The sequence below is a fragment of the Staphylococcus sp. Z5-21 genome, assembly GCF_056529615.1.
In genome coordinates this window covers 108,671-128,490 of sequence record NZ_CP096462.1, presented here as the reverse complement: position 1 = coordinate 128,490, position 19,820 = coordinate 108,671, and the positions used below count along the sequence as shown (strand labels likewise).

The 19,820-nt window shown below is 32.9% G+C and carries 14 protein-coding genes and 3 pseudogenes; 3 read left to right on the top strand and 14 right to left on the bottom strand.

What is annotated here, in order from left to right:
* Window positions 1-176 precede the first annotated feature (176 nt).
* From M1D64_RS00555 to M1D64_RS00535, 5 genes and pseudogenes are all read right to left on the bottom strand, one after another.
* Window positions 177-353, bottom strand: coding sequence for a hypothetical protein (locus M1D64_RS00555; protein ID WP_241092751.1), 177 nt, complete (start codon window positions 351-353; stop codon window positions 177-179).
* 249 nt (window positions 354-602) lie between these two features.
* Window positions 603-818 carry a zinc ribbon domain-containing protein gene (locus M1D64_RS00550; RefSeq protein ID WP_041080169.1) on the bottom strand — a complete coding sequence of 72 codons (216 nt, stop codon included), beginning with the start codon at window positions 816-818 and terminating at the stop codon, window positions 603-605.
* Between the two features lie 699 nt (window positions 819-1,517).
* Entirely contained in the window at window positions 1,518-3,227 is a 1,710-nt protein-coding gene (locus M1D64_RS00545; RefSeq protein ID WP_041080170.1) for an ABC-ATPase domain-containing protein, read from the bottom strand.
* Window positions 3,228-3,429: 202 nt separating this feature from the next.
* Window positions 3,430-4,458, bottom strand: coding sequence for a LeoA/HP0731 family dynamin-like GTPase (locus M1D64_RS00540; protein WP_069838124.1), 1,029 nt, complete (start codon window positions 4,456-4,458; stop codon window positions 3,430-3,432).
* A gap of 163 nt (window positions 4,459-4,621) precedes the next feature.
* Window positions 4,622-4,859, bottom strand: a pseudogene (locus M1D64_RS00535) (CatB-related O-acetyltransferase); the annotation flags it as partial.
* A gap of 1,113 nt (window positions 4,860-5,972) precedes the next feature.
* Between M1D64_RS00535 and M1D64_RS00530 the strand changes: the two are divergent.
* Window positions 5,973-6,374, top strand: coding sequence for a TetR family transcriptional regulator (locus tag M1D64_RS00530; protein ID WP_069821824.1), 402 nt, complete (start codon window positions 5,973-5,975; stop codon window positions 6,372-6,374).
* A gap of 459 nt (window positions 6,375-6,833) precedes the next feature.
* Here the strand turns inward: M1D64_RS00530 and M1D64_RS00525 are convergent, their stop codons facing one another.
* Complete coding sequence (locus tag M1D64_RS00525) at window positions 6,834-7,637, bottom strand: alpha/beta hydrolase (RefSeq protein WP_002482045.1); 804 nt, start codon at window positions 7,635-7,637, stop codon at window positions 6,834-6,836.
* Between the two features lie 269 nt (window positions 7,638-7,906).
* Between M1D64_RS00525 and M1D64_RS00520 the strand changes: the two genes are divergently transcribed.
* Window positions 7,907-8,635 (top strand): NAD-dependent protein deacylase, encoded by a 729-nt coding sequence (locus M1D64_RS00520; RefSeq protein WP_069821823.1) that lies wholly within the window; start codon window positions 7,907-7,909, stop codon window positions 8,633-8,635.
* Window positions 8,636-8,800: 165 nt separating this feature from the next.
* Here M1D64_RS00520 and M1D64_RS00515 read toward each other — a convergent pair whose 3' ends face one another.
* The 5 genes and pseudogenes from M1D64_RS00515 to M1D64_RS00495 form a co-directional block, all read right to left on the bottom strand.
* A complete protein-coding gene (locus M1D64_RS00515) occupies window positions 8,801-10,105 on the bottom strand; it encodes an LLM class flavin-dependent oxidoreductase (RefSeq protein ID WP_011302092.1) in 1,305 nt (434 codons plus the stop codon).
* Window positions 10,106-10,377: 272 nt separating this feature from the next.
* Window positions 10,378-10,758: a YbgA family protein gene (locus M1D64_RS00510; protein ID WP_239466250.1), complete on the bottom strand. Its 381-nt coding sequence runs from the start codon at window positions 10,756-10,758 to the stop codon at window positions 10,378-10,380.
* A gap of 99 nt (window positions 10,759-10,857) precedes the next feature.
* Entirely contained in the window at window positions 10,858-11,520 is a 663-nt protein-coding gene (locus M1D64_RS00505; protein ID WP_069821821.1) for an ABC transporter ATP-binding protein, read from the bottom strand.
* 18 nt (window positions 11,521-11,538) lie between these two features.
* The gene (locus M1D64_RS00500; RefSeq protein ID WP_069821820.1) at window positions 11,539-12,588 is read right to left on the bottom strand and encodes an ABC transporter permease; all 1,050 of its coding nucleotides are present in this window, start codon (window positions 12,586-12,588) and stop codon (window positions 11,539-11,541) included.
* Window positions 12,589-12,898: 310 nt separating this feature from the next.
* Window positions 12,899-14,087, bottom strand: a pseudogene (locus M1D64_RS00495) (MFS transporter).
* Window positions 14,088-14,237: 150 nt separating this feature from the next.
* Between M1D64_RS00495 and M1D64_RS00490 the strand changes: the two are divergent.
* Window positions 14,238-15,128 (top strand): annotated as a pseudogene (locus M1D64_RS00490) (LysR substrate-binding domain-containing protein).
* Between the two features lie 367 nt (window positions 15,129-15,495).
* Here the strand turns inward: M1D64_RS00490 and M1D64_RS00485 are convergent.
* From M1D64_RS00485 to alsS, 3 genes are read right to left on the bottom strand one after another with little or no spacing between them, the layout of a single operon-like run.
* On the bottom strand, window positions 15,496-17,100 hold the full coding sequence (locus M1D64_RS00485) for an L-lactate permease (protein WP_041080197.1): 1,605 nt from the start codon (window positions 17,098-17,100) through the stop codon (window positions 15,496-15,498).
* Between the two features lie 17 nt (window positions 17,101-17,117).
* Complete coding sequence (budA, locus tag M1D64_RS00480) at window positions 17,118-17,822, bottom strand: acetolactate decarboxylase (RefSeq protein WP_041080199.1); 705 nt, start codon at window positions 17,820-17,822, stop codon at window positions 17,118-17,120.
* A gap of 58 nt (window positions 17,823-17,880) precedes the next feature.
* The gene (gene alsS / locus M1D64_RS00475) at window positions 17,881-19,545 is read right to left on the bottom strand and encodes an acetolactate synthase AlsS (protein WP_041080201.1); all 1,665 of its coding nucleotides are present in this window, start codon (window positions 19,543-19,545) and stop codon (window positions 17,881-17,883) included.
* Window positions 19,546-19,820 lie beyond the last annotated feature (275 nt).

Genomic DNA, 19,820 nt, shown 5'->3' with positions numbered 1-19,820 from the left:
TTCGATGTGAATGCTTTAGCTTGAGGCGCTTTTCCATTATCAGAAGTTAAGTTGTCTTTATCAAAATTTTTATTATTATTTATTTGAGACTGTGTCGTTGTGTCATCTGTATTATGTATTGTATTATTCTGATCTATATTAGCTTCTTTATTAGGATATGTATCTCTTTCTAACTGTTAGTCTGAAGTTTGTGATTGTGACATAGTCTCATCACTTTGACGCGTTTCATCTGTAGTTGGTTCTAACGCTTCTTTCTGCTGTCCTTCTAGTTCCGAGGCACTGGCATGATGCGTTCCGATAAATACGCCAACCGCTGACAAAGTAAATATGATACTCGAGGTCCTTTTTTTCATAAATTAAATCCACTCCTAACTATTTTTATAGATTGCGTATTCATGTTGATTACCACGAACTTAACAAAAGAGTATTAATTTCAAATTAAATAGAAGTAAATGTTATATGAAAAAAGAGCGGATAAGAAATTTAGGAAAAAAGATTTCGTAGTTCCGCTCATAATCATGCGTTCTTACATTAGGTGAAATAGTGCTACTCGGGTTAAATCTTATACAGTTTGTCTATCGTTTAAGCACTTTTTATATTTACTATCCTCCAAAGAACAAATCGATAATATCTGTTGTTCGATTTTTATCTGCTTTATAAAATTCTGTATAACCACAATTTTTACATGTGATTGTAGTAAAATTATTATGTTGCAAATCAAACACTTTAGATAACCCTGAACCTGTAGCTGAAAGCGTGCCTTCTTCAATTTCAGTATGTCCACATTTGACACACCCTTGATCTGATTCTGTTGCCATTACTCCCACTCCTTTGTCGTAAATGTTATTTTTTATTTATCACTAATTCAGGTGTACGAAACTTGATTTGGTGTTTCTATGTATCGCCATATTTAAAAAGACATCAACTCAGATTTTAGTATCCGACGATTGATGTCTTTTATAATGATCATTTTAATTTTATTTTGAGATAATAGACATAAAATACAAAAATTGTTATTAAACCCAATCCAAGTAAAATCAGCGATCCGCAAAAATTATAATCCATAAATATTATTGCGCTTGATATAAAACACGTACTAATCATTAAACAAGTTACAAACAAAGATATTAATGTATTCACTTTATTACGTGGTACCTTCTTTATTTCTATAGATGCAATAATAGATAAATTCTTAGTTTTTAGAATATAAATGGAACATATAGTAGATATTAAGATACATAAAGCAGCTATTAAAATACTTATATTCATGTTACTCCCTCACATTTACAAACAAATTTGAATTATAAATTATCTAGTTACTAATAATTCCCTATCCCAATTTTATAATAAGTTATGTCTCTATCGTACACTACTCATTACTTTTAATTTTTGTATTATAATCATTCAAAAAATGGTATTCACATTGGATAAATAACACAATAAATTCAATATCTACATATAAAAAGAGAGCAATCATTGGAATTTAATAACCAATGATTGCTCTCTTTTATATCTTACTATTTATTTTTCACTTTTAATCCCCCATAACGATTTAACATCGCGCAGAATTCTTGTTTTCTTGGTTTAGCTAGATTACCTGGATGGCCTTTAAATGATGAAATAGCATCAAGACCATGTACTTCTATAAAGTCATAAAGTTTATCCGCAGCTTGAGATACTGTATCGTGTTCATTTAGAAGATGTGTTTTATAATAATCCACCATTTCTGCTAAACATTGTGTTTGACTATGATCGACAAGCTGTTCTAGTCCTGATATATCAATCAGTTCCTTACCATATAAAATGGAATAGCGGCCTTTCACTTTAAAACGATCTTCTTTTCCCTTTTTAGAGAAGCTGGATTTTAATGGGATTCTATTCGATATATCACCAAATGGTTGTTTCGCATTTATCTGTTTATCACTTTCATCTGATGCAGCTATCTTTTTAGCATTTTCTGTAACATCATTCAGTACATACTCATCCATCATCAACACATGATCTGCCGCTTCAAAATAATCCCCTGAACCCCCTACGATTAAAATAGTGGAAACATCATAATCTTCATACAGTGATTTCACCTTACTCGCAAACGGTGTAATAGGCTCTTTTTCAGGTGCAATCAATTGTTGCATACGGCTATCTCTAATCATGAAATTCGTTGCAGAGGTGTCTTCATCAATGAGTAATAGCGATGTGTCTGCTTCTAACACTTCCATCACATTAGTCGCTTGTGATGTACTTCCACTCGCATTTTCAGTGGAAAATTGATGTGTGTCTTTATTTCCCGGTAAATTATTAATAAATGGACTGATGTTCACTTTTTCAATATGACGTCCATCTTCTGCTCGTATTTTCATTGCGTCGTGAGATGTAATAACATATTCTCTACCGTCATTATCAATATGATTATATACGCCGCGTTCTAACGCTTCGAGTATCGTTGACTTACCATGGAAACCTCCGCCTACAATTAACGTAATGCCTTTTGGAATCCCCATACCAGAAATCGTCTTCCCACTAGGCAATGATAAGTTTACTTCTACACTTTCAGGACTATGAAACGCAACAGCACCCGATAATGGTTTATCCGAAACCCCACTTTTACGTGGCAATATCGCGCCATTTGCAACAAATGATACAAGTTGTCTACGCTCAAGTTCTTCACGAATAAACACTTGATCTAACATTAGTGTAACCTGATTCTTTAGTTCAGACTGATTCATATTTTGATAAAGTAATGCATCAGCTACAATTTTTGGTAGCGTATCTATCAGTATATGCGCTGCAACTTTTCCTAAGATTTTTCTACCAGCTGCAGGTAAACTAACTTCAAGTCGCACGTCGATGTCATGTTTATTAATGACCACTGCCGTTCGCTCTAAAATCTCTTGACCACAATGATCTATAAAGATATTTTTGACACTTTTCGAATCTTTTTCACTATGCTTGAATGATTCGAGACTTTCTCTAAACGCTCGCGTTAAGAAATCTGATACTGCAATCACTTTATTTTTTGAATCTAGTAAGTCTCTTGGAATATTTGCAGTTTCGCGATTCATAATGACTCTCATTTTAGAAGGTGGTGCATAAGGATCCACTTGTGCATGATCAATAGCTAAACGAAATTGCTTAAACTGATACGCACCTTTCAATCGTTTATATGCACCATATTTTTGTCCATCTAAGGATTTCAATAATTGCGCTAACTCTGTAGCTTGTTTCAATGTAATGCCTCCTAGAAATGCATTTTTGCTATTTTCCCGCTTATTTAATATTTATTTAGTATAGAATACTAAATTTAATGTGTACAACAAAAGCATTATAACGTATTTAAGCCGCCAACCAATGGCGGCTTAAATATATTTTTCTAGTTATTTTTAGTAAAGTAATTACTTTACTATACAAATGATATGTTATTTGGCGTTTTTAATTTAATGTTTTCCTAAAACTTATTAGTTCACTATAAATATTTTGTAAAATTTCAATTTCCTCTTCTTGATTACTTATAAATTCTTCTTTTTGCTCTTTATTTTTCTTAAATTCAGCAATAGTAGGAAAGTAATCACTTTCATATTTTTCATAAGTTAAAAGTGAGTTTATTTCTTTAAAAAAGCTAGATAGCTCTTTTATTCTTTCATTTATAAAACTATCGAATTTAGCTTTCTTGTTTGTAGCATTATATGTTTCAAATGCTTCTATACCCGTCCCTATAAATGCACCACCAAATTTCAAACGCTTAGATAGATTAACTATTCCCCAAGATTTAAATTTAATTGGTAATTTCGTTGTATCACTAAATATTTTAATTCCATTTCTCAATTTATCTACAGGAATAAATTTAATTGACTTAGAAAATTTACCACCTAATGATCCACTTAATTCTAATATTTTATTTTTTTTATCTTCATATGCTTTAGTAGTTTTATTTATATCCAATACTACTGATTGCTGTACATTTAGCAAATGTTCTATTTCTTCTTTTACTATTTCTATCATTTTTTCAATTAATAAGTAAAAATCATCACCTATATGTAATTCAAAAAATGTATTAAATTCTTTTGGACTTGTTATATTACTCAATTCATTAATATATTTTTTTCTCTCTTCATCAATTTTCTTTTTTACGTTGCTATATGAATTCAAAACATCTCTATTAAATTGACTGAATTTCTCATTTGAGTAATTCAAATCTTTATTTTCTATTTCTATCATATTATTTTTTGTTGTTATATACTTGGATAAATCATTTTCTAATTGATTACTACAGTCTGCTAATACACTGTTTCCCACATTTAATATAAGTGTTTTCTTATACATTTTTGTATAGTCTTCAATTTTGTTTACTAAATTAGTCATTCTAGATAATTCATAATATTCTTCTTTTTTCCAGTAATCAAGGCCTAATCCATATGGGTCTGCAGATATAGCTAGTATATTATCTTTTTCAATTTTCAAACCTAAATCATATATTATATTTGAAATTATTCCTCTGAACTTTTTTCAATATCTAAAAAGTCTTTTACTGATATGGTTGTAGGACGAAATGACTGAATTTGATTTGTAGACACAAGTTTTTCTACTTTTTCTAAAAATACCTCAATCGAATCGTCTGCAGTCACTCCTTTGAAATCTGCAAATCCATATTGCCACCATTTTAATTTAAGTAATCTTTCAATAATATGTGCTTCAAATCGATATCTTATTACTTTAGCGGGATTACCACCCACAATTGCATAAGGTGGCACATTTTTGGTAACCACTGAACCAGCTGCTACTATCGCACCATCACCGACAGCGATACCTTTTGAAGAAAACAATACATCTTGTCCAATCCATACATCATTCCCAATAACTATCGGCTCCATGCCACCGACTGTTGAGGGGCGATGATCGAATTCAACGCCTGCCGCATCAAGATAGTCATTAAATGCACAAGTATTTTTACTGTAAGTTAACATTGACGTTGTAAAACGTTCCATCGGGTGATTGCCAGCCATTCTTCTAACTTGAGCAGCGATTGAGCTATAGCGACCAACGATTGTATTAGCTGGTAATTGACTATTCGTTGAACTAAAAGCACCCATAGTATGAAACACATTTCCTACAAAAAATATTGCATATTGTTCAATTTGTGCATAATTTGCTACCTTTAATGGGTGGTTATTTGACAACCTGAATTTTCCTTGCGCACTCGACATGGTATAAACATTATTATCAAAAAAGAGTTCCTTGTATGTTGGATTGACGTTGAATGTATTACAAGCATGCGATGATGTATCCACTAAATTATCTGTAAAAAATGTAATTCCCTTAATCTCTGTTGACATTACAAACCTCCACAATGATTCATTACTTAAGGTATATGTGTCCGTATGCATCTCTATAATATATAAGCCAGGTCATATTATTCCTTAGATTAATATTAAATTATTTTTTAGTTGTTTTCTACCTTAAATTGGTGTTTTACGAAAGATATATCCAATAAAAAAGAATAACCACTTTTAAATTGAGGTGCGTCATTTGTATATAAGCTTGTTTGCCCTTTATATATTAAAAGCAATTATTTAAAATATGATTCTGTGTAAAACACTATAATGCTTACATTGAAGTGAGCATCTCCTAGCGACTGATATAATGTTTTATAAAATCGTTTAATTCTTGAAGCACTTTCTTCTCCTTGTGATCAGACATCCCTATGACGCCTTTTTAAATCAAATTATTCTTTACTAATATTTAATTTATTAGCTAGAGTAATTATTGTTCAAGAAATTTGTTTAATAATAAATGTATTATGCATAAATTATCACAATAATATTTCCCAATAAAAAGATTTTTGACAACTAATTATGTATCATGTGTGTATAATTGAATCATAACAAATAGAATCAATTATACAATTCATAAGTAGTACAATATGAGAAATAATACTTATTTTATTGAAAGTGGGTTATAAGAAAGGTGTAATCACGATGGAATTACGTATTGTAAAAACAAGAAAGACCATTAATAATAGTTTTTATGAGCTTTTTGAACAGAAAGATTTTGATAAAATTACAGTAAAAGATATTACAGAACACGCGCAAATCGGGAGAAAAACATTTTATCTACATTATATTGATAAATATGACTTATTAGACCGCATTGTCGATAAAAAATTCGAAGCGCTCGAAGAAATTTGTGAAGCCAAAAAAGAACTCGGTATGCAACAGGGTGTTAAAATTTGGTTTGCGTTTTTTGAAGAAAACAAAGCGTTTTTCACAAAACTTTTCAGTATCCAATATTCTGATAAATATAAGAAAAATTTGCGTACTTTTATGGAAAAAGAATTCGAGAAAAAAATTCCTTATGAAGAAGGCTTAAATCAAAAATAGATGACTATGTATACCTTACATTTATTAGTAACGGCATGGTGCGCCTTATCGATTTATACCTCAGTGCAGACTCACCATACCAAGAAACATTAATTTCCGAAGTTTCTAAGTTAATGCAAATCATTACTGACCCGAACATAGGCTCAGAACAATAAAATTGTCTGATCCTTAACAACTTATATTAAATATGTTGCTAAGCTAATAGCAACCAACTCATTACACAGCCTAAACATAAAAATACATTACGTGAACACCTTTCACGACATAATGAAAAGTTAAACACTTCGACCTCGCTATCTCTACTTTGAAGCTTAACAATGATAATACGACAAAATATAAAAGACCTAGGCAACGCACTTTCCATGCATTTCCAGGTCTTTTATACTGTATAATTTATCCATAACAATAAACCAATTCACGCTTTATAAATTTTCAATTCTAACCCTTAAATGTTTAATTTTATGACGTTCCCCATAAATACTTAATAATTTCATTAGCGACATCTCTATTCTCGTGTAATTGGCTATGTTGTGCTTGCTTACCATGATATTTTGATTCTTGATAACTTTCCGGACTACTGCTCAATAAATATTTCAATGACTTTGAAGAACTGTTCGATACACGACCGTCAGAGTGCGTGCCGTCTTCAAGATCACCATAAATATTCAACACTTTAATCTGTTTGCCTTGATAAATTGCTTTCAATTCACGCAATTGCTGATACGGTGGATTCATGCGACTTGGTTTCCCTTCTTTATCCACACTGATTTCGTTAACTTGTTCATTCATATTTAAGACACCATTAAATGTCCCCGCAATATTTACTTGTTTATTCAAACGTGGTAGAGAGGCATCGTTACCATAATTCAGCATATACGTCGCAAATGATAAATTTCCCATAGAGTGACCTACAAAATTGAATTGTTTGAATTGATATTCCTTTTGTAGGGCTACCAGAACATTTTTAAACCATTTTGCATTTTTATCGTAGTCACCGTCTTTATTATTTTCCAATTCAACTTTCACTATAGGATTGATGGCATTTTTGTTTAACTGACCTTTAAACGTGACGTTACCATTTTCAGATACCACTGCGGTGATGACATCGTGAGTGACGCCTTTGTTTTCAGCTTGTTGCACCAGGAACTTCTCTGAATTGGCACTGCCACCATACCCATGTAAAAATAATGTAGGTATCGGATGATTCACGAATTTTGAGTGTGTTACCTGTTTTGATGGCTTTTGACTTACAAAGACTGCCATCACAATCCCTACTACAATAACTATCGCTATGATACTTGCTCCCCAAATCCACAATTTCTTCACTAAAATAACCTCGGTTTTCGTTTTAAACCCATTATAAAGCATGCTTCATAAAATTGTCTTGTATCTGACGAACCTCTTTTGAACATCATTTAAATTCTCTTATATTTGCTAAAATACTTTCTAAAATTTAAAATTATATTAAAAGCGCAACGCATATTACTCGTATTTGCATCATATTATTTAAAATTTCCAATGGAGTGAGATAAATGAATCAAAATATTGAACACTTAAAAAAGATTATTAAAGATGCGAATCAGATTACATTTTTCACAGGTGCTGGCGTCTCTGTCGCAAGTGGCGTGCCTGATTTTCGATCTATGGGCGGCTTGTTTGATGAGATTTCAAAGGAAGGCTACGCTCCAGAATATTTACTAAGCGCTGAATACTTACAAAATGATCCAGAAGGATTTGTTGATTTTTATCATAAGCGCCTACTATTGGCAGACAAGCAACCTAATGTCGTACACGAATGGATTGCTCAACTTGAACACCATCAACGTTCATTAGGTGTTATTACTCAAAATATCGATGGACTGCATACAGATGCTGGAAGCGCGAATGTTGACGAACTTCATGGAACCTTAAACCGCTTCTATTGTATCCAATGCGAACATAAATATGATAAAGCCACAGTGATGGCAAAGCATCTACGCCATTGCGAAACATGTGGTAGTCCAATCAGACCCGATATTGTACTTTACGGTGAAATGTTAGATCAACAGACTATTTCTAATGCGATTCAAAAAATTCAAGAAGCTGACACCTTAGTCGTCTTAGGTTCCTCTCTTGTAGTTCAACCTGCAGCAGGTCTCATTTCTTATTTTGAAGGTCAACACCTTATTATCATTAATAAGGATGCAACGCCCTATGATCGAGATGCAGATGTTGTTATTCACGATGACATGGTTGATGTAGTTAACGCGATTCGTGATTAATGAAGTTGACTAAAGGCTATATGTTGCGTTTGCACATATAAAAAAGAGAACGCGCTTTTAAACGGTGCGTTCTCTTTTTGTTTATTTTTTATATGCAAATACCTTCTAATTAATATCGAAATGGATGCGATGTCGTCACTTTTTCTAGCTTTTTATCTATACATATTAACTATGTATTTTTTGATTTAATCCCAACTTTTCACGTAAAGTCCCTTCACTATAAGCCGCTTGAATCAAACCTCTTTCTTTTAAAATCGGAATCACTTTATCGACAAATAAATCAAACTGCGTCGGATTGAGCGGTGGCATAATATTGAATCCATCTGCTGCACCACTTGTAAACCATGCTTCCATTCTATCCGCTACATCTTCAGCAGTACCAACGACGATATGATGCCCTCTTGCACCAGCAACGTGCTTCATTACATCTTCTAAAGTATATTCATTCTTCTTCGCTGTATCTTTGATTAAGTCTACACGACTTTGTATATTGTTTCCTTTTTCTACTTCAATATTTTCAAACGGTGTATTTAAATCGTAATGACTTAAATCTGTATCACCTAAATAAGAAGATAATAACTCTATTCCCATCTCTGGCACAATGAGATCTTGTAATTCTTGGAATTGCGCTTCCGCTGCCTCGCGTGTTTCTCCAATAAATGGAAAAATACCTGGCATAATAACAATTTCATGTGCATTTCCGTGCTTTTGTTCAACTTTATTTTTCAAATTATGTGCAAACGTGATTGCATCGTTGATATCATTTTGCGCTGTAAATACAACTTCTGCATGTTTCGACGCAAATTCTGTACCTTTTTCTGAAGAACCTGCTTGTACAAGTAATGGATAACCTTGAGGTGATGCTTCAATATTTAATGGGCCTTTTACACTGTAAAATTCCCCCTGATAATTAATTGGTTCTGGCTCTTTTTCACTAAAAAAGCCTCCTGCAGCATGAAGATGTTCCGTATTAACGCCACGCCAAGAATCCCATAATTGCTTAGAAATATTCACAAATTCTTCGGCTTGATCATAGCGTAAATCATGATTTGCATTCGTAGTGCCATTAAAATTCTTCGCTGTATGATTAATACCTGATGTAACAATATTCCAACCCGCTCTGCCATTGCTGTAATGATCTAAAGACGAAAAGATTCTCGCAAGGCTAAATGGTTCTGAAAATGAAGTAGATCCTGTCACAATCAATCCAAGATTTTGAGTTTCTCTAGCTACAATAGACATTAAAGAAATTGGCTCAAACATCGTAAACATATCTGGATGCGTCTTGTTATCAAGATATAAACTATCAGACACAAATAGAAAATCAAATTTAGCTTGCTCTAACGTTTTTGCTTGTTCAATGGTTTTCGTTAAATTCATACCCCCACGTTCTAATGCATCTGGGTGTCTACTACTCGCAACATGGTGACCAAAACCAGTTAAAAAATATCCTAATTTCATTCTTTTCATCTTTATCCCTCCACACACTTATTATTCCGATTTGATTAATAGGGATAATATTACCATTCCATTATTATAGAGTCAATTAGTTATATAAACCGCATATGAAACAACTTTTTTTAAATTTAAAACAAAAATAACGATTGATGCTTCATATGCACCAACCGTTATGATTAAGAAACTTTATATTGTAATGACATTAAAATTATCGCCCATACCATCGACTAAATCACACAGCGTATATCATAAACTTGAATCAACCATCGCGTTAGCAAATCATCCTATTTAAATGATCTATTTGCGATTGAAAAATTTTTGATTAATGTGGATTCTTTGAGATACGTAACATCATAATATCTTGTCATACAATAGATAAAGAAAATGAGCGTAGGTGTATCGATTCGATCTAGTAAGTATTGTGCCTTCAGCTTTTTAAATAATGCTTTCTCTGAGGCGCTACAAAACTTTTTAAAATAACCCCATATATGGCTAAATGTATTGATTACCGAACCTTTGCTAGGCTGTATGGACAGTGCATGATCAATTGCTTCTTCAACATCTCTATATTCACATTGCCCTTTAAGCATTTCTCTAATCTCATTATAGCTTTGTTGACTATGCCACATGACCTCATATTTATATGCTTTCCATAACAATTCCATTTCATGCCTATGTTTGATTATGCTCATCCCCTTATTTAGAGATTATAACTTTAACTTTCACAATAATTTAATATCACCGTACCCATATTAAACCGTTATTTAAGTATGTGTTAACACGCCATCTTCCATATGATAAACCTTGTCACAATAGGATGTAAGTCGTTCATCATGTGTAACCACAATACACGTTTTATTTTTTTCTGATGTTTGTGCTTTTAAAATTTCCATGACTTCCATCGCATTTTGTGTATCAAGCGAAGCCGTTGGTTCATCCGCTAAAATAATCGAAGGTTGTGTATATAGCGCTTTAGCAATGGCTACACGCTGCTTTTGCCCACCAGAAATTTCACTCGGCAGTTTATTTTCAATTGCTTCGAGATTGAGTTGTGACATCAACTGCTTATATTCAGTCTGAGTTAATACATCTTTCTTTTGTTTAGCCAATAATTTAAACTGCTGTTTCACCGTTAAAAAAGGTACCAAGTTAGTTGCTTGAAGTATGAAGCCAATCTCCTGCATCCGTGTGTTTGCTAATGCTTTCTGAGACATCTGGGAGACTTCCTTACCATTAATGAGAATCTCTCCAGACGTCGGTGTTTGAAGTGCGCCTGCCATAGTTAGGAAAGTACTTTTCCCAGATCCTGAAGGTCCTATAATCGCAATGAGTTCAGTTTGATTAAATTTTAGTGAGGTAGGCTTCACAGCTTCTATTTTTTGGTTTCCATCTTGGAAATATTTCGTGACATTTTTAAATTCTAGCATTTATTATACACTCCTCATTTACCCTATCGCTTTCAGTGGATCAACTTTTCTTATCGTTAATATGGAGAATAGACTACCTATTAATGAAACAGCGATAAGGACAACCCCATAAATTAATAATGTTGTGGCGCTAAATTTAATCGGTACCGCACTCGGCAAGAACGCTCCTGTAATTAAGGTCAATACCAGTCCAATGACCGTACCAATCAAGGCAATGATAAACGTTTGCGACAACACTACTTTGGCTAAATAACCATTTGAAAAGCCTTGTGCTTTTAATACACCAAATAAATTCGTTTTTTGTAATGTAATAACATATAAAAAGATGCCAATAACTGTAGCAGAGATGATAAATAAAAATGAAATCATAAAGTTTAACGTTAAGTTTTGCGCTGTATAACCTGGTAAGTTTTTAACGAAACTTTCGATACCAATCGCTTCTAAATTATGATTTAAATCTTTAGACTGCCAATCTTTATCTTTTACAACAACCGCATTCGTCTTATCTTCAGTTAATGACGGATTAATATTTTGAATGGTTTTGTTATTTGAAAAAAGTACCGGAGAAGCATTATATTTAGCACTTTCACTAAACCCAACTATTTTTAACTTTTCGTCGGATTGTGATAGCGATAATGTATCACCTAGTTTAAATCCTTTTTCTTTTAACGTTTCATCAGCAACGACTTCATTATCTGCATTAAATTTCTTTCCATCAATCATATTCGGTAAGAGAAAAGAATCATCTGTAACACCGAACATTAATGCATTTTCTTCATTATCTCCATTAGATACAATGATACCGGATTGCTTTAGCGTTGTTTGTTTTTTATATGTATCTACAACATCCTTTTTATCAAACATTGATTGTTCAACCGTTTGATTCGCATCTTTGTTTAAAATGATGGCGTCTGCTTGCCATTTATCAATACCTTCTCTATTCATATTCATTAAACCACTTGCCAAACCTGATAATAGGAACAGCAAATAACTAATCATAATTAAGACACCGATAATCAGACTAAATTTCAATTTGTTACGCTTTATTTCATTCCATGCTAAAAACATAAACAACCTCCTTTCATTTATCTTATAATTTTTATGTATTTGTATTAACAACTACGGTATATTCAGTGTACCAACTAAACAACTAAAATTACAGCTTTGTACATATCGTAAACTGATTGCGCTTGTATAACATAAATAGATGCTCAGGCTTTAATCAATTTGTTAGCAGCTGTATTATGTGTAACCATTTAAAATATATAAAAATCCCCTCTCAAGTTTGCACTTATATGTGCCATCATTGAAAGGGGCATATGTTAATTAAATAATTCAAATTCTTGAAAATGGATTCAATATTTCACGAGGGGCATGATTATGCTTTTGACACACTCACTTTTCTACCATGTATGAAGTGATAGATAAAGAAAGTGACAATTAATAATACAGCCATTACTATATACATATTGCCTAACCCGATCTGATTAGTAAACAAACCTAGTATATAGGGCCCAAATCCTAAGCCTAAATCTAAACCGATAAAGAATGTTGAGGTTGCTCGCGCAATTTTTTCTTTTGGTACGACTTTGACAGATACCGATTGAGACGTAGACGTGATATTACCATAACCTAATCCTAATAAAGCACCACCAATTAATAACATCCATGCTGAATGTGAAAATGCAATAACTAAGAAATAGATAGCCTGAAATATAATACTAGTGTATATAACTATATTTTCATTTTTGCATCCATTAATCTACCACAAACTGGTCTTGAAAAAATTGAGACGATTGCATAGACAACGAAAAAGTAACTTGAAGCTGTAATTAAGTCTCTCTCTTGCGCAAAAACTTTAATATAATTAAGAATAGAAGAATAAGAAAGACCAGCTATAAACACGATAATGGCAATTGGAATGGCTTCTTTCGCGATAAAATCTGAAACCTTAAACCCTTTATCCTCTGCTGTTCTAGCAATTGTTTCAAAAGGTACTTTCATAAATATTGCCAAAATCAATGAAATAAAACTCAATACAAGATTAAGTCCAAAGATGACTTCTATTGAATATTGTTGCATTAACAATAAACCTAAAAATGGGCCAATGGCTGCACCAAGCACCATACTCAAACTAAAAAGCTGATACCTTCACCTTTTTTAGTTTCCGGTGTTATATACCCTGCTATTGATCCAGTTGAAGTTGTACAAATCCCAAATGAAAATCCATTAATGATTCTAACAATAATTAAAAATAATAATGAAGATTCTACAAAATAAAAAACACTGGTAATTGTAAATAATACAGTTCCAATTAAGAGTACCTTTCTAGGTCCTAAACTATTGATATATTTCCCCATAACAAATCTACCCATCAGTAACCCGACTATAAATAAACCTGCTACCAGTCCAGCCGAACTATCTGAGGCATTAAATTGAGACTGCGCATAGCCTGCAATTAAAACAATCAGAAAATACATATTCAAATTAACCAAAAAGTTAACTACAAAATTCATCGTGAAATTTTTTGTCCAAATTCGTTCCATATCCATTGTACTATTTTCCATAAAAAATTGACTTCCTTTCTAGTTACAGTGCCTTCCCCTTAAGAATTAAACGCAACATATATATTGTCTGCTCATATTGACTAAATGTAAAATAGTTTTTAGTATATATAACATATAAGTAATTACTTATGTCATTAAGGAGGGAGCCTTATTAACCGTAACTATAAATATATTGAAACGATCATCAATGAAGGAACAATAACCAAGGCAGCCAATAAACTCTATGTTTCCCAGCCCTATCTCAGTAATTTTATCAAAAATATTGAAGCTGAGTGGAACATCATTATTTTTAATCGTAAAAAACATCCCATTACCTTTACGCCCGAAGGTCAACTTTATTATAAATATCTACAAGAACAAGAGCGACTTTATCATGATGTAACGCGAAAAATCACTAATATTTCAAACTTGAATTCCGGTTTTTTAAATATAGGTGTTACACCTACATTAGCGTTCCATATACTACATAAAATTCTGCCTAAATTTATGAATCTTTTTCCTAATATTAAAATTAACTTAATCGAAGGTAATTCCTAAGACATTGAAAAACAAGTACTAGAGGGTAAAGTCGATTTATGTCTAAATACACTAACATTATGGAATAAAAATATTCAATACACTCAAATCTATACGGAACCGATATATTTAGTTGTGCCACCTCAGCACCATTTATATAAAAGAATCCAACAAAATGAATTAAATTCCAATGAAATCATGTCACTCATATCTCACGACCACTTTATCATTCTAAAAGATAGATACGGACTTAAACAGATCATTAATAAAGTTCTAGAAACATACAACATTTACCCTAATATTATTTTAGAAACTTCAAACGTAGACAATGTCCACCGCCTTGCAATTTCTACAGGCGTCCTCACATTTATACCAAGTAGTTCTACTGAACATAATAGTGACGCCATTTACGTTGAATTAAATCAATCATTTACAAACACAGTAGTGATTGGTTATAACAAATTAGAAAATTTAACAAAAGCAAGTGATCAATTCATTGACTTAACACTTAAACAATTTAACTAAACCACTGCTAGCCACACCTATATTTAATTTTAAAAAGCGATAACTAACACAATTTTTATAGTTAGAGTTGGTGTATCGCAGTTAGCATTTTTGTCCAAATAAAATTGAAAATGTGTATAGAATTGATTGGGGAATCTTTAGCATAAATAATACTTTATATACAGCAAAACTTTGAGGAACACAAAAAACACTAAAGTCGTATGACAAAACGCCATCGACTTTAGTGTTTTTTAATTGGTTTTATAATAAATATTTTCCAGGAAATAATCTATGCGGTATTTCCACTAACTTTTTAACTTATCATACATGCTCATATAGATAAGTAGCGAGCATGATATGCTTTAATTTCGGTCTTTTCAAATTCATTTTATGAAATAAATAAACTACAAATAAATGTCCAAATACAAACGAGAATTAACAATCCGATACTGAAACGCATTGCCATTTTCATCAGTTCTGATTCTTTACCTACTTTATTAACTGCTGCTGTAGCGATAGCTATAGATTGTGGTGATACAATCTTAGCAGTTACACCACCAGCGACATTAGCTGCAACAAGTAATGAACCTTTTGTACCAATTTGTTCAGCAACAGAGGCTTGAATTGGCGCAAACAATGAATTATTGTTTACGACGGATCCCGTCATAAATACACCAATCCAACCAAGTAGTGGTGACAATAATGGGAAGGCAGCGCCTGTTTTAGATATGCCTTGTCCCATAGCATTACTTAATCCACCATATGTTGTAATTTTAGATACTGCTAAAATGAAACAAATGGTTAACACTGAAATCCATAATTCTTTAACTGTGAGACCCAGTAAATGACCAGCCGTTTTAAAGCTCATATTTTTCGCAATAATAATTGTAATGATCGCTGTAATTAAAATCGCTGTACCTGTTTGAGCAAAGAAATTGAATGTCAGTTCATTCGGTTTATTAGTCACAGCATTCATCGTACCCGGTACATTAAAGTTCACAACAAGTGCACTTAGGGCACCACCTTTTTCAAATAAACCTTTAAATGCTGGTAAGCTCCAGATCATCACAACAATCGTTAAAATGATAAACGGGCTCCATGCATAAGTGATGTGTCCAATAGAATGTTTAGGCACGGCATCTGCTTTTTCATCTTTATTAATTCTGAAAATATTTTTAGGTTGCCATTTTCTTGAGAACAATGCTAATGCAATCATTGCTACAAGGCCAGGGATAATATCAGCCAACTCTGGTCCAGCAAAAGCTGCAATAAGCACTTGTAAAACTGTGAAAGTAACTGCCACAACTAAAGTAGCAGGGAAAGTTTCTTTCACACCTTTAAAGCCATCCATAATATACATTAATAAAAATGGCACAACGAAACTAATAAAGCCTAACGTTAAATTACCAATTAACGCTACTTGAGATGTTGTTACACCACCTGGCAAATTCAAAGTATCCACGATAGCAATCGGTATACCTACCGCACCATAAGCACCTGCTGCTGCATTAGCTACTAAACAGTACATCGCAGCTTGCAACGGTTTAAAACCTAATTGTGTTAATAGTACCGCACAAATGGCAATAGGTACGCCAAAGCCTGCAGCACCTTCTAAAAATCCATTAAATACAAAGCCAATCAATAATAATTGAACACGTTGGTCCCTTGAGACACTCGCGATACTATCTTGCACAATAGCAAATTGGCCGCTTTTTGTAGCAATTTTATATAACCAAACTGCCATGATTACAATAAAGCCTATTGGGATAATCCCTTGATAAAAGCCCTCTAAAGTAGCGCCGCCTGCAATACTTCCTGGTAATTTAAAGAAAGCCATAGCAACAATTATTGTAACGATTAACGTTGTAATTGCTGCATAAACACCTTTCATTTTAAATACAGTCAAACATAATAAAAATAATATAATTGGTATTGCGGCTACAATACTTGAAAGTAGCAAATTATTAAAAGGGTTAAAACTTTCAACTAACATATTTGCTCGCTACTCCTTTATTCTGCTTGTCTTATTTCTTTTGCAATATCTTTGTAGTCAATATCTGTATTTGTAAATGCTTCATCATCGACTGCAAAATGTTGTTCAAATGTTTCAAAGTTTTGAATTTCTACCGTAACATCTGAAACTTCAAAATCCAATACGTGTCCGCCAAAATTACGGTCATCATTAGCGAAATGAACATGGAAACCTGCTGAACCAATGCCATGGAATAATTCTGGTGTAAAGAAGCCTACAATAGAACCTTTGATATTTTCTTCAATTTGTTCAGGTTGTCTATTCGCTGAGTTAATCAATCTTGTATATGGTGGCTCTTGTCCTGGCATCATACGTACATGCATTTTTTTAAATGTTCCTGAAATTTTAACAGCAGAGAATAAATTTTCACTTAACATTTTTTCTTTAACTTCATCATAAACTTCTGTTGAAGATTTATTGCTCGTGCTATACGTTTTATCAGGTGTAAATCTTGATACGGTTGCATATGGTGATAATTCGTCACCTTTCAATTCTACAAATTCTTTATGTTCATTGGCATGATAAGCTTTACCATCAACGATAATCACTTCACCATCTGAACCTGTTAAAGTCGCAATACCAATGTCTCCATGTTCTAATAAATTATTGATTGAAGCAGTACCTTGTAAAAGGCCTGCCATCAATGTACCTAGTGTGCCGTGTTGATATAGTACGTTAGTCATAACTTTATTCACTCCTATTTTGATAAATAATTAATCATTTTCGCCGTTTGATTCGATATTAGTTAAAAGTGTCAGGTAACATATTTGTTGAAAGTTTGACATTATCTTTGTAATTCACTGGGATATCAATTAATACTGGTCCTTCAGTTTCGTATCCCTCTTTAATTGCCGCTTCTAATTCTTCTTGATTTGTTACACGTAAGCCTTTAGCACCAAATGATTCAGCATATTTAACGAAGTCTACTGAACCAAAGTCTACGCCTGAACTACGTTCATATTTCATTTCTTCTTGGAATTCAACCATGTTATATTTACCGTCATTCCAAATTAATTGAATGATATTAAGATTTTTACGTACAGCTGTTTCTAAGTCTTGTGCTGAGAATAAGAAACCACCATCACCAGCAACGGATACAACTTGTGTATTAGGACGTACTAAAGCAGCTGATATAGCCCATGGTAACGCAACACCTAGCGTTTGCATACCATTACTGAATAGCAAGTGTCTTGGATTGTAACTTCTAAATTTACGTGCCATCCAAATATAGTGACTACCTACGTCTACAGTTACTGTTGTATCATCTGATAATACTTTTTGCATTGACTCAATGACTTCAACTGGGTGTAACACGCCATCTTCATGTGTTGGTTTGATACCAGTTGATTCAAGTATATGCGCTCTTAAAGTTTCTAATTCGTCTAAATGTTTTTGACTGATAAAAGGTTCATCGACTTTGTCAGAAATAAGTTCGATTGTGCCAGCAATATTACCAACCAATTCTTTTGCTGGTTGCATATGATTTGTAATTTCCGCTTGAATTTCATCTATATTAATAATTTTAGTATCTAATTCTTTATTCCAATTGCTCGCTTCATATTCAATTGGATCATAACCAATCGTAACAACGAGATCACTTTTTCTTAATAATTCGTCACCGACTTGGTTACGGAATAAACCAACACGACCAAAGAAATGGGATTCTAGTTCACGACTAATCACACCTGCACCTTGGAATGTTTCTACAACTGGTAAATTTGTTTTTTCAACTAATTTACGGATTGCATTCGTTTCGTCTGAACTTGAACTTCTCATACCTGCTAATAATACAGGGAATTTCGCGTTTTTAATCGCTTCAATTACTTCATTAACATTTTGTTCACTTGGCACACCTAAGCTAGGTTTTTGGCAAAGTGCAATCGCTTGTGATTCAACCGGTGCAGAAATAACATCTTGCGGTATGCTTATGAAACTTGCGCCATTTTTACCTGAAGTTGCAGTTCTCATCGCATTTGTCATAACTTCTGATAATGACTCTGGATCTTGAACTTCTTCACTATATTTTGTTGAAGATTTTAATAATGCTGCATTATCAATACTTTGGTGTGTTAGACGTAATAAATCGTTACGTTTAACTTGGCCACCTAATGCTAATACAGGGTCTCCTTCTGATGTCGCTGTTAAAAGTCCAGTCGTTAAATTACTTACCCCTGGGCCACTTGTTACTAAGGCAACACCTGGTTTACCTGTTAAGCGTCCAATACCTTGTGCCATCATTGCCGCGTTTTGCTCATGACGCGTTACAATAAGTTCTGGGCCATCATCTTCAAGTGCATTGAATAAATAGTCGATTTTAGCACCTGGGATACCGAATACATATTCCACACCATTATTTTTCAAAGTATTTATTACCATATTTGCTGCTGTATAATTTTTGTCAGCCATTTTACATTCATTTCCTTTCAACATTTAATGCAAAAAATCATTAATCATTGCAAACAATTTAAATTATTCACTCAACAATGTATTAAAAATTTAATCTCATTATATTATTATGAAAAATTCATATTTAATACTCTAAATTAGCGCCGTTCACATTTAGTCCTATACCATGGCATGTCATAACGAATGATTTGCGCTGTAAATTGATTACATACTTATTATAAAACGCTGCGACATATAAATAAAATACATATTATCTATCCACCCCATAGAAAAAA

Bases quoted from the DNA above. Each gene is read 5' to 3' on its own strand.
- budA (WP_041080199.1), bottom strand. From the start codon at position 17,822: ATGACTAACGTACTATATCAACACGGCACACTAGGTACATTGATGGCA.
- M1D64_RS00500 (WP_069821820.1), bottom strand. From the start codon at position 12,588: ATGTTTTTAGCATGGAATGAAATAAAGCGTAACAAATTGAAATTTAGT.
- M1D64_RS00550 (WP_041080169.1), bottom strand. From the start codon at position 818: ATGGCAACAGAATCAGATCAAGGGTGTGTCAAATGTGGACATACTGAA.
- M1D64_RS00520 (WP_069821823.1), top strand. From the start codon at position 7,907: ATGAATCAAAATATTGAACACTTAAAAAAGATTATTAAAGATGCGAAT.
- alsS (WP_041080201.1), bottom strand. From the start codon at position 19,545: ATGGCTGACAAAAATTATACAGCAGCAAATATGGTAATAAATACTTTG.
- M1D64_RS00555 (WP_241092751.1), bottom strand. From the start codon at position 353: ATGAAAAAAAGGACCTCGAGTATCATATTTACTTTGTCAGCGGTTGGC.
- M1D64_RS00485 (WP_041080197.1), bottom strand. From the start codon at position 17,100: ATGTTAGTTGAAAGTTTTAACCCTTTTAATAATTTGCTACTTTCAAGT.
- M1D64_RS00525 (WP_002482045.1), bottom strand. From the start codon at position 7,637: ATGGCAGTCTTTGTAAGTCAAAAGCCATCAAAACAGGTAACACACTCA.
- M1D64_RS00530 (WP_069821824.1), top strand. From the start codon at position 5,973: ATGGAATTACGTATTGTAAAAACAAGAAAGACCATTAATAATAGTTTT.
- M1D64_RS00505 (WP_069821821.1), bottom strand. From the start codon at position 11,520: ATGCTAGAATTTAAAAATGTCACGAAATATTTCCAAGATGGAAACCAA.
- M1D64_RS00510 (WP_239466250.1), bottom strand. From the start codon at position 10,758: ATGGAATTGTTATGGAAAGCATATAAATATGAGGTCATGTGGCATAGT.
- M1D64_RS00515 (WP_011302092.1), bottom strand. From the start codon at position 10,105: ATGAAAAGAATGAAATTAGGATATTTTTTAACTGGTTTTGGTCACCAT.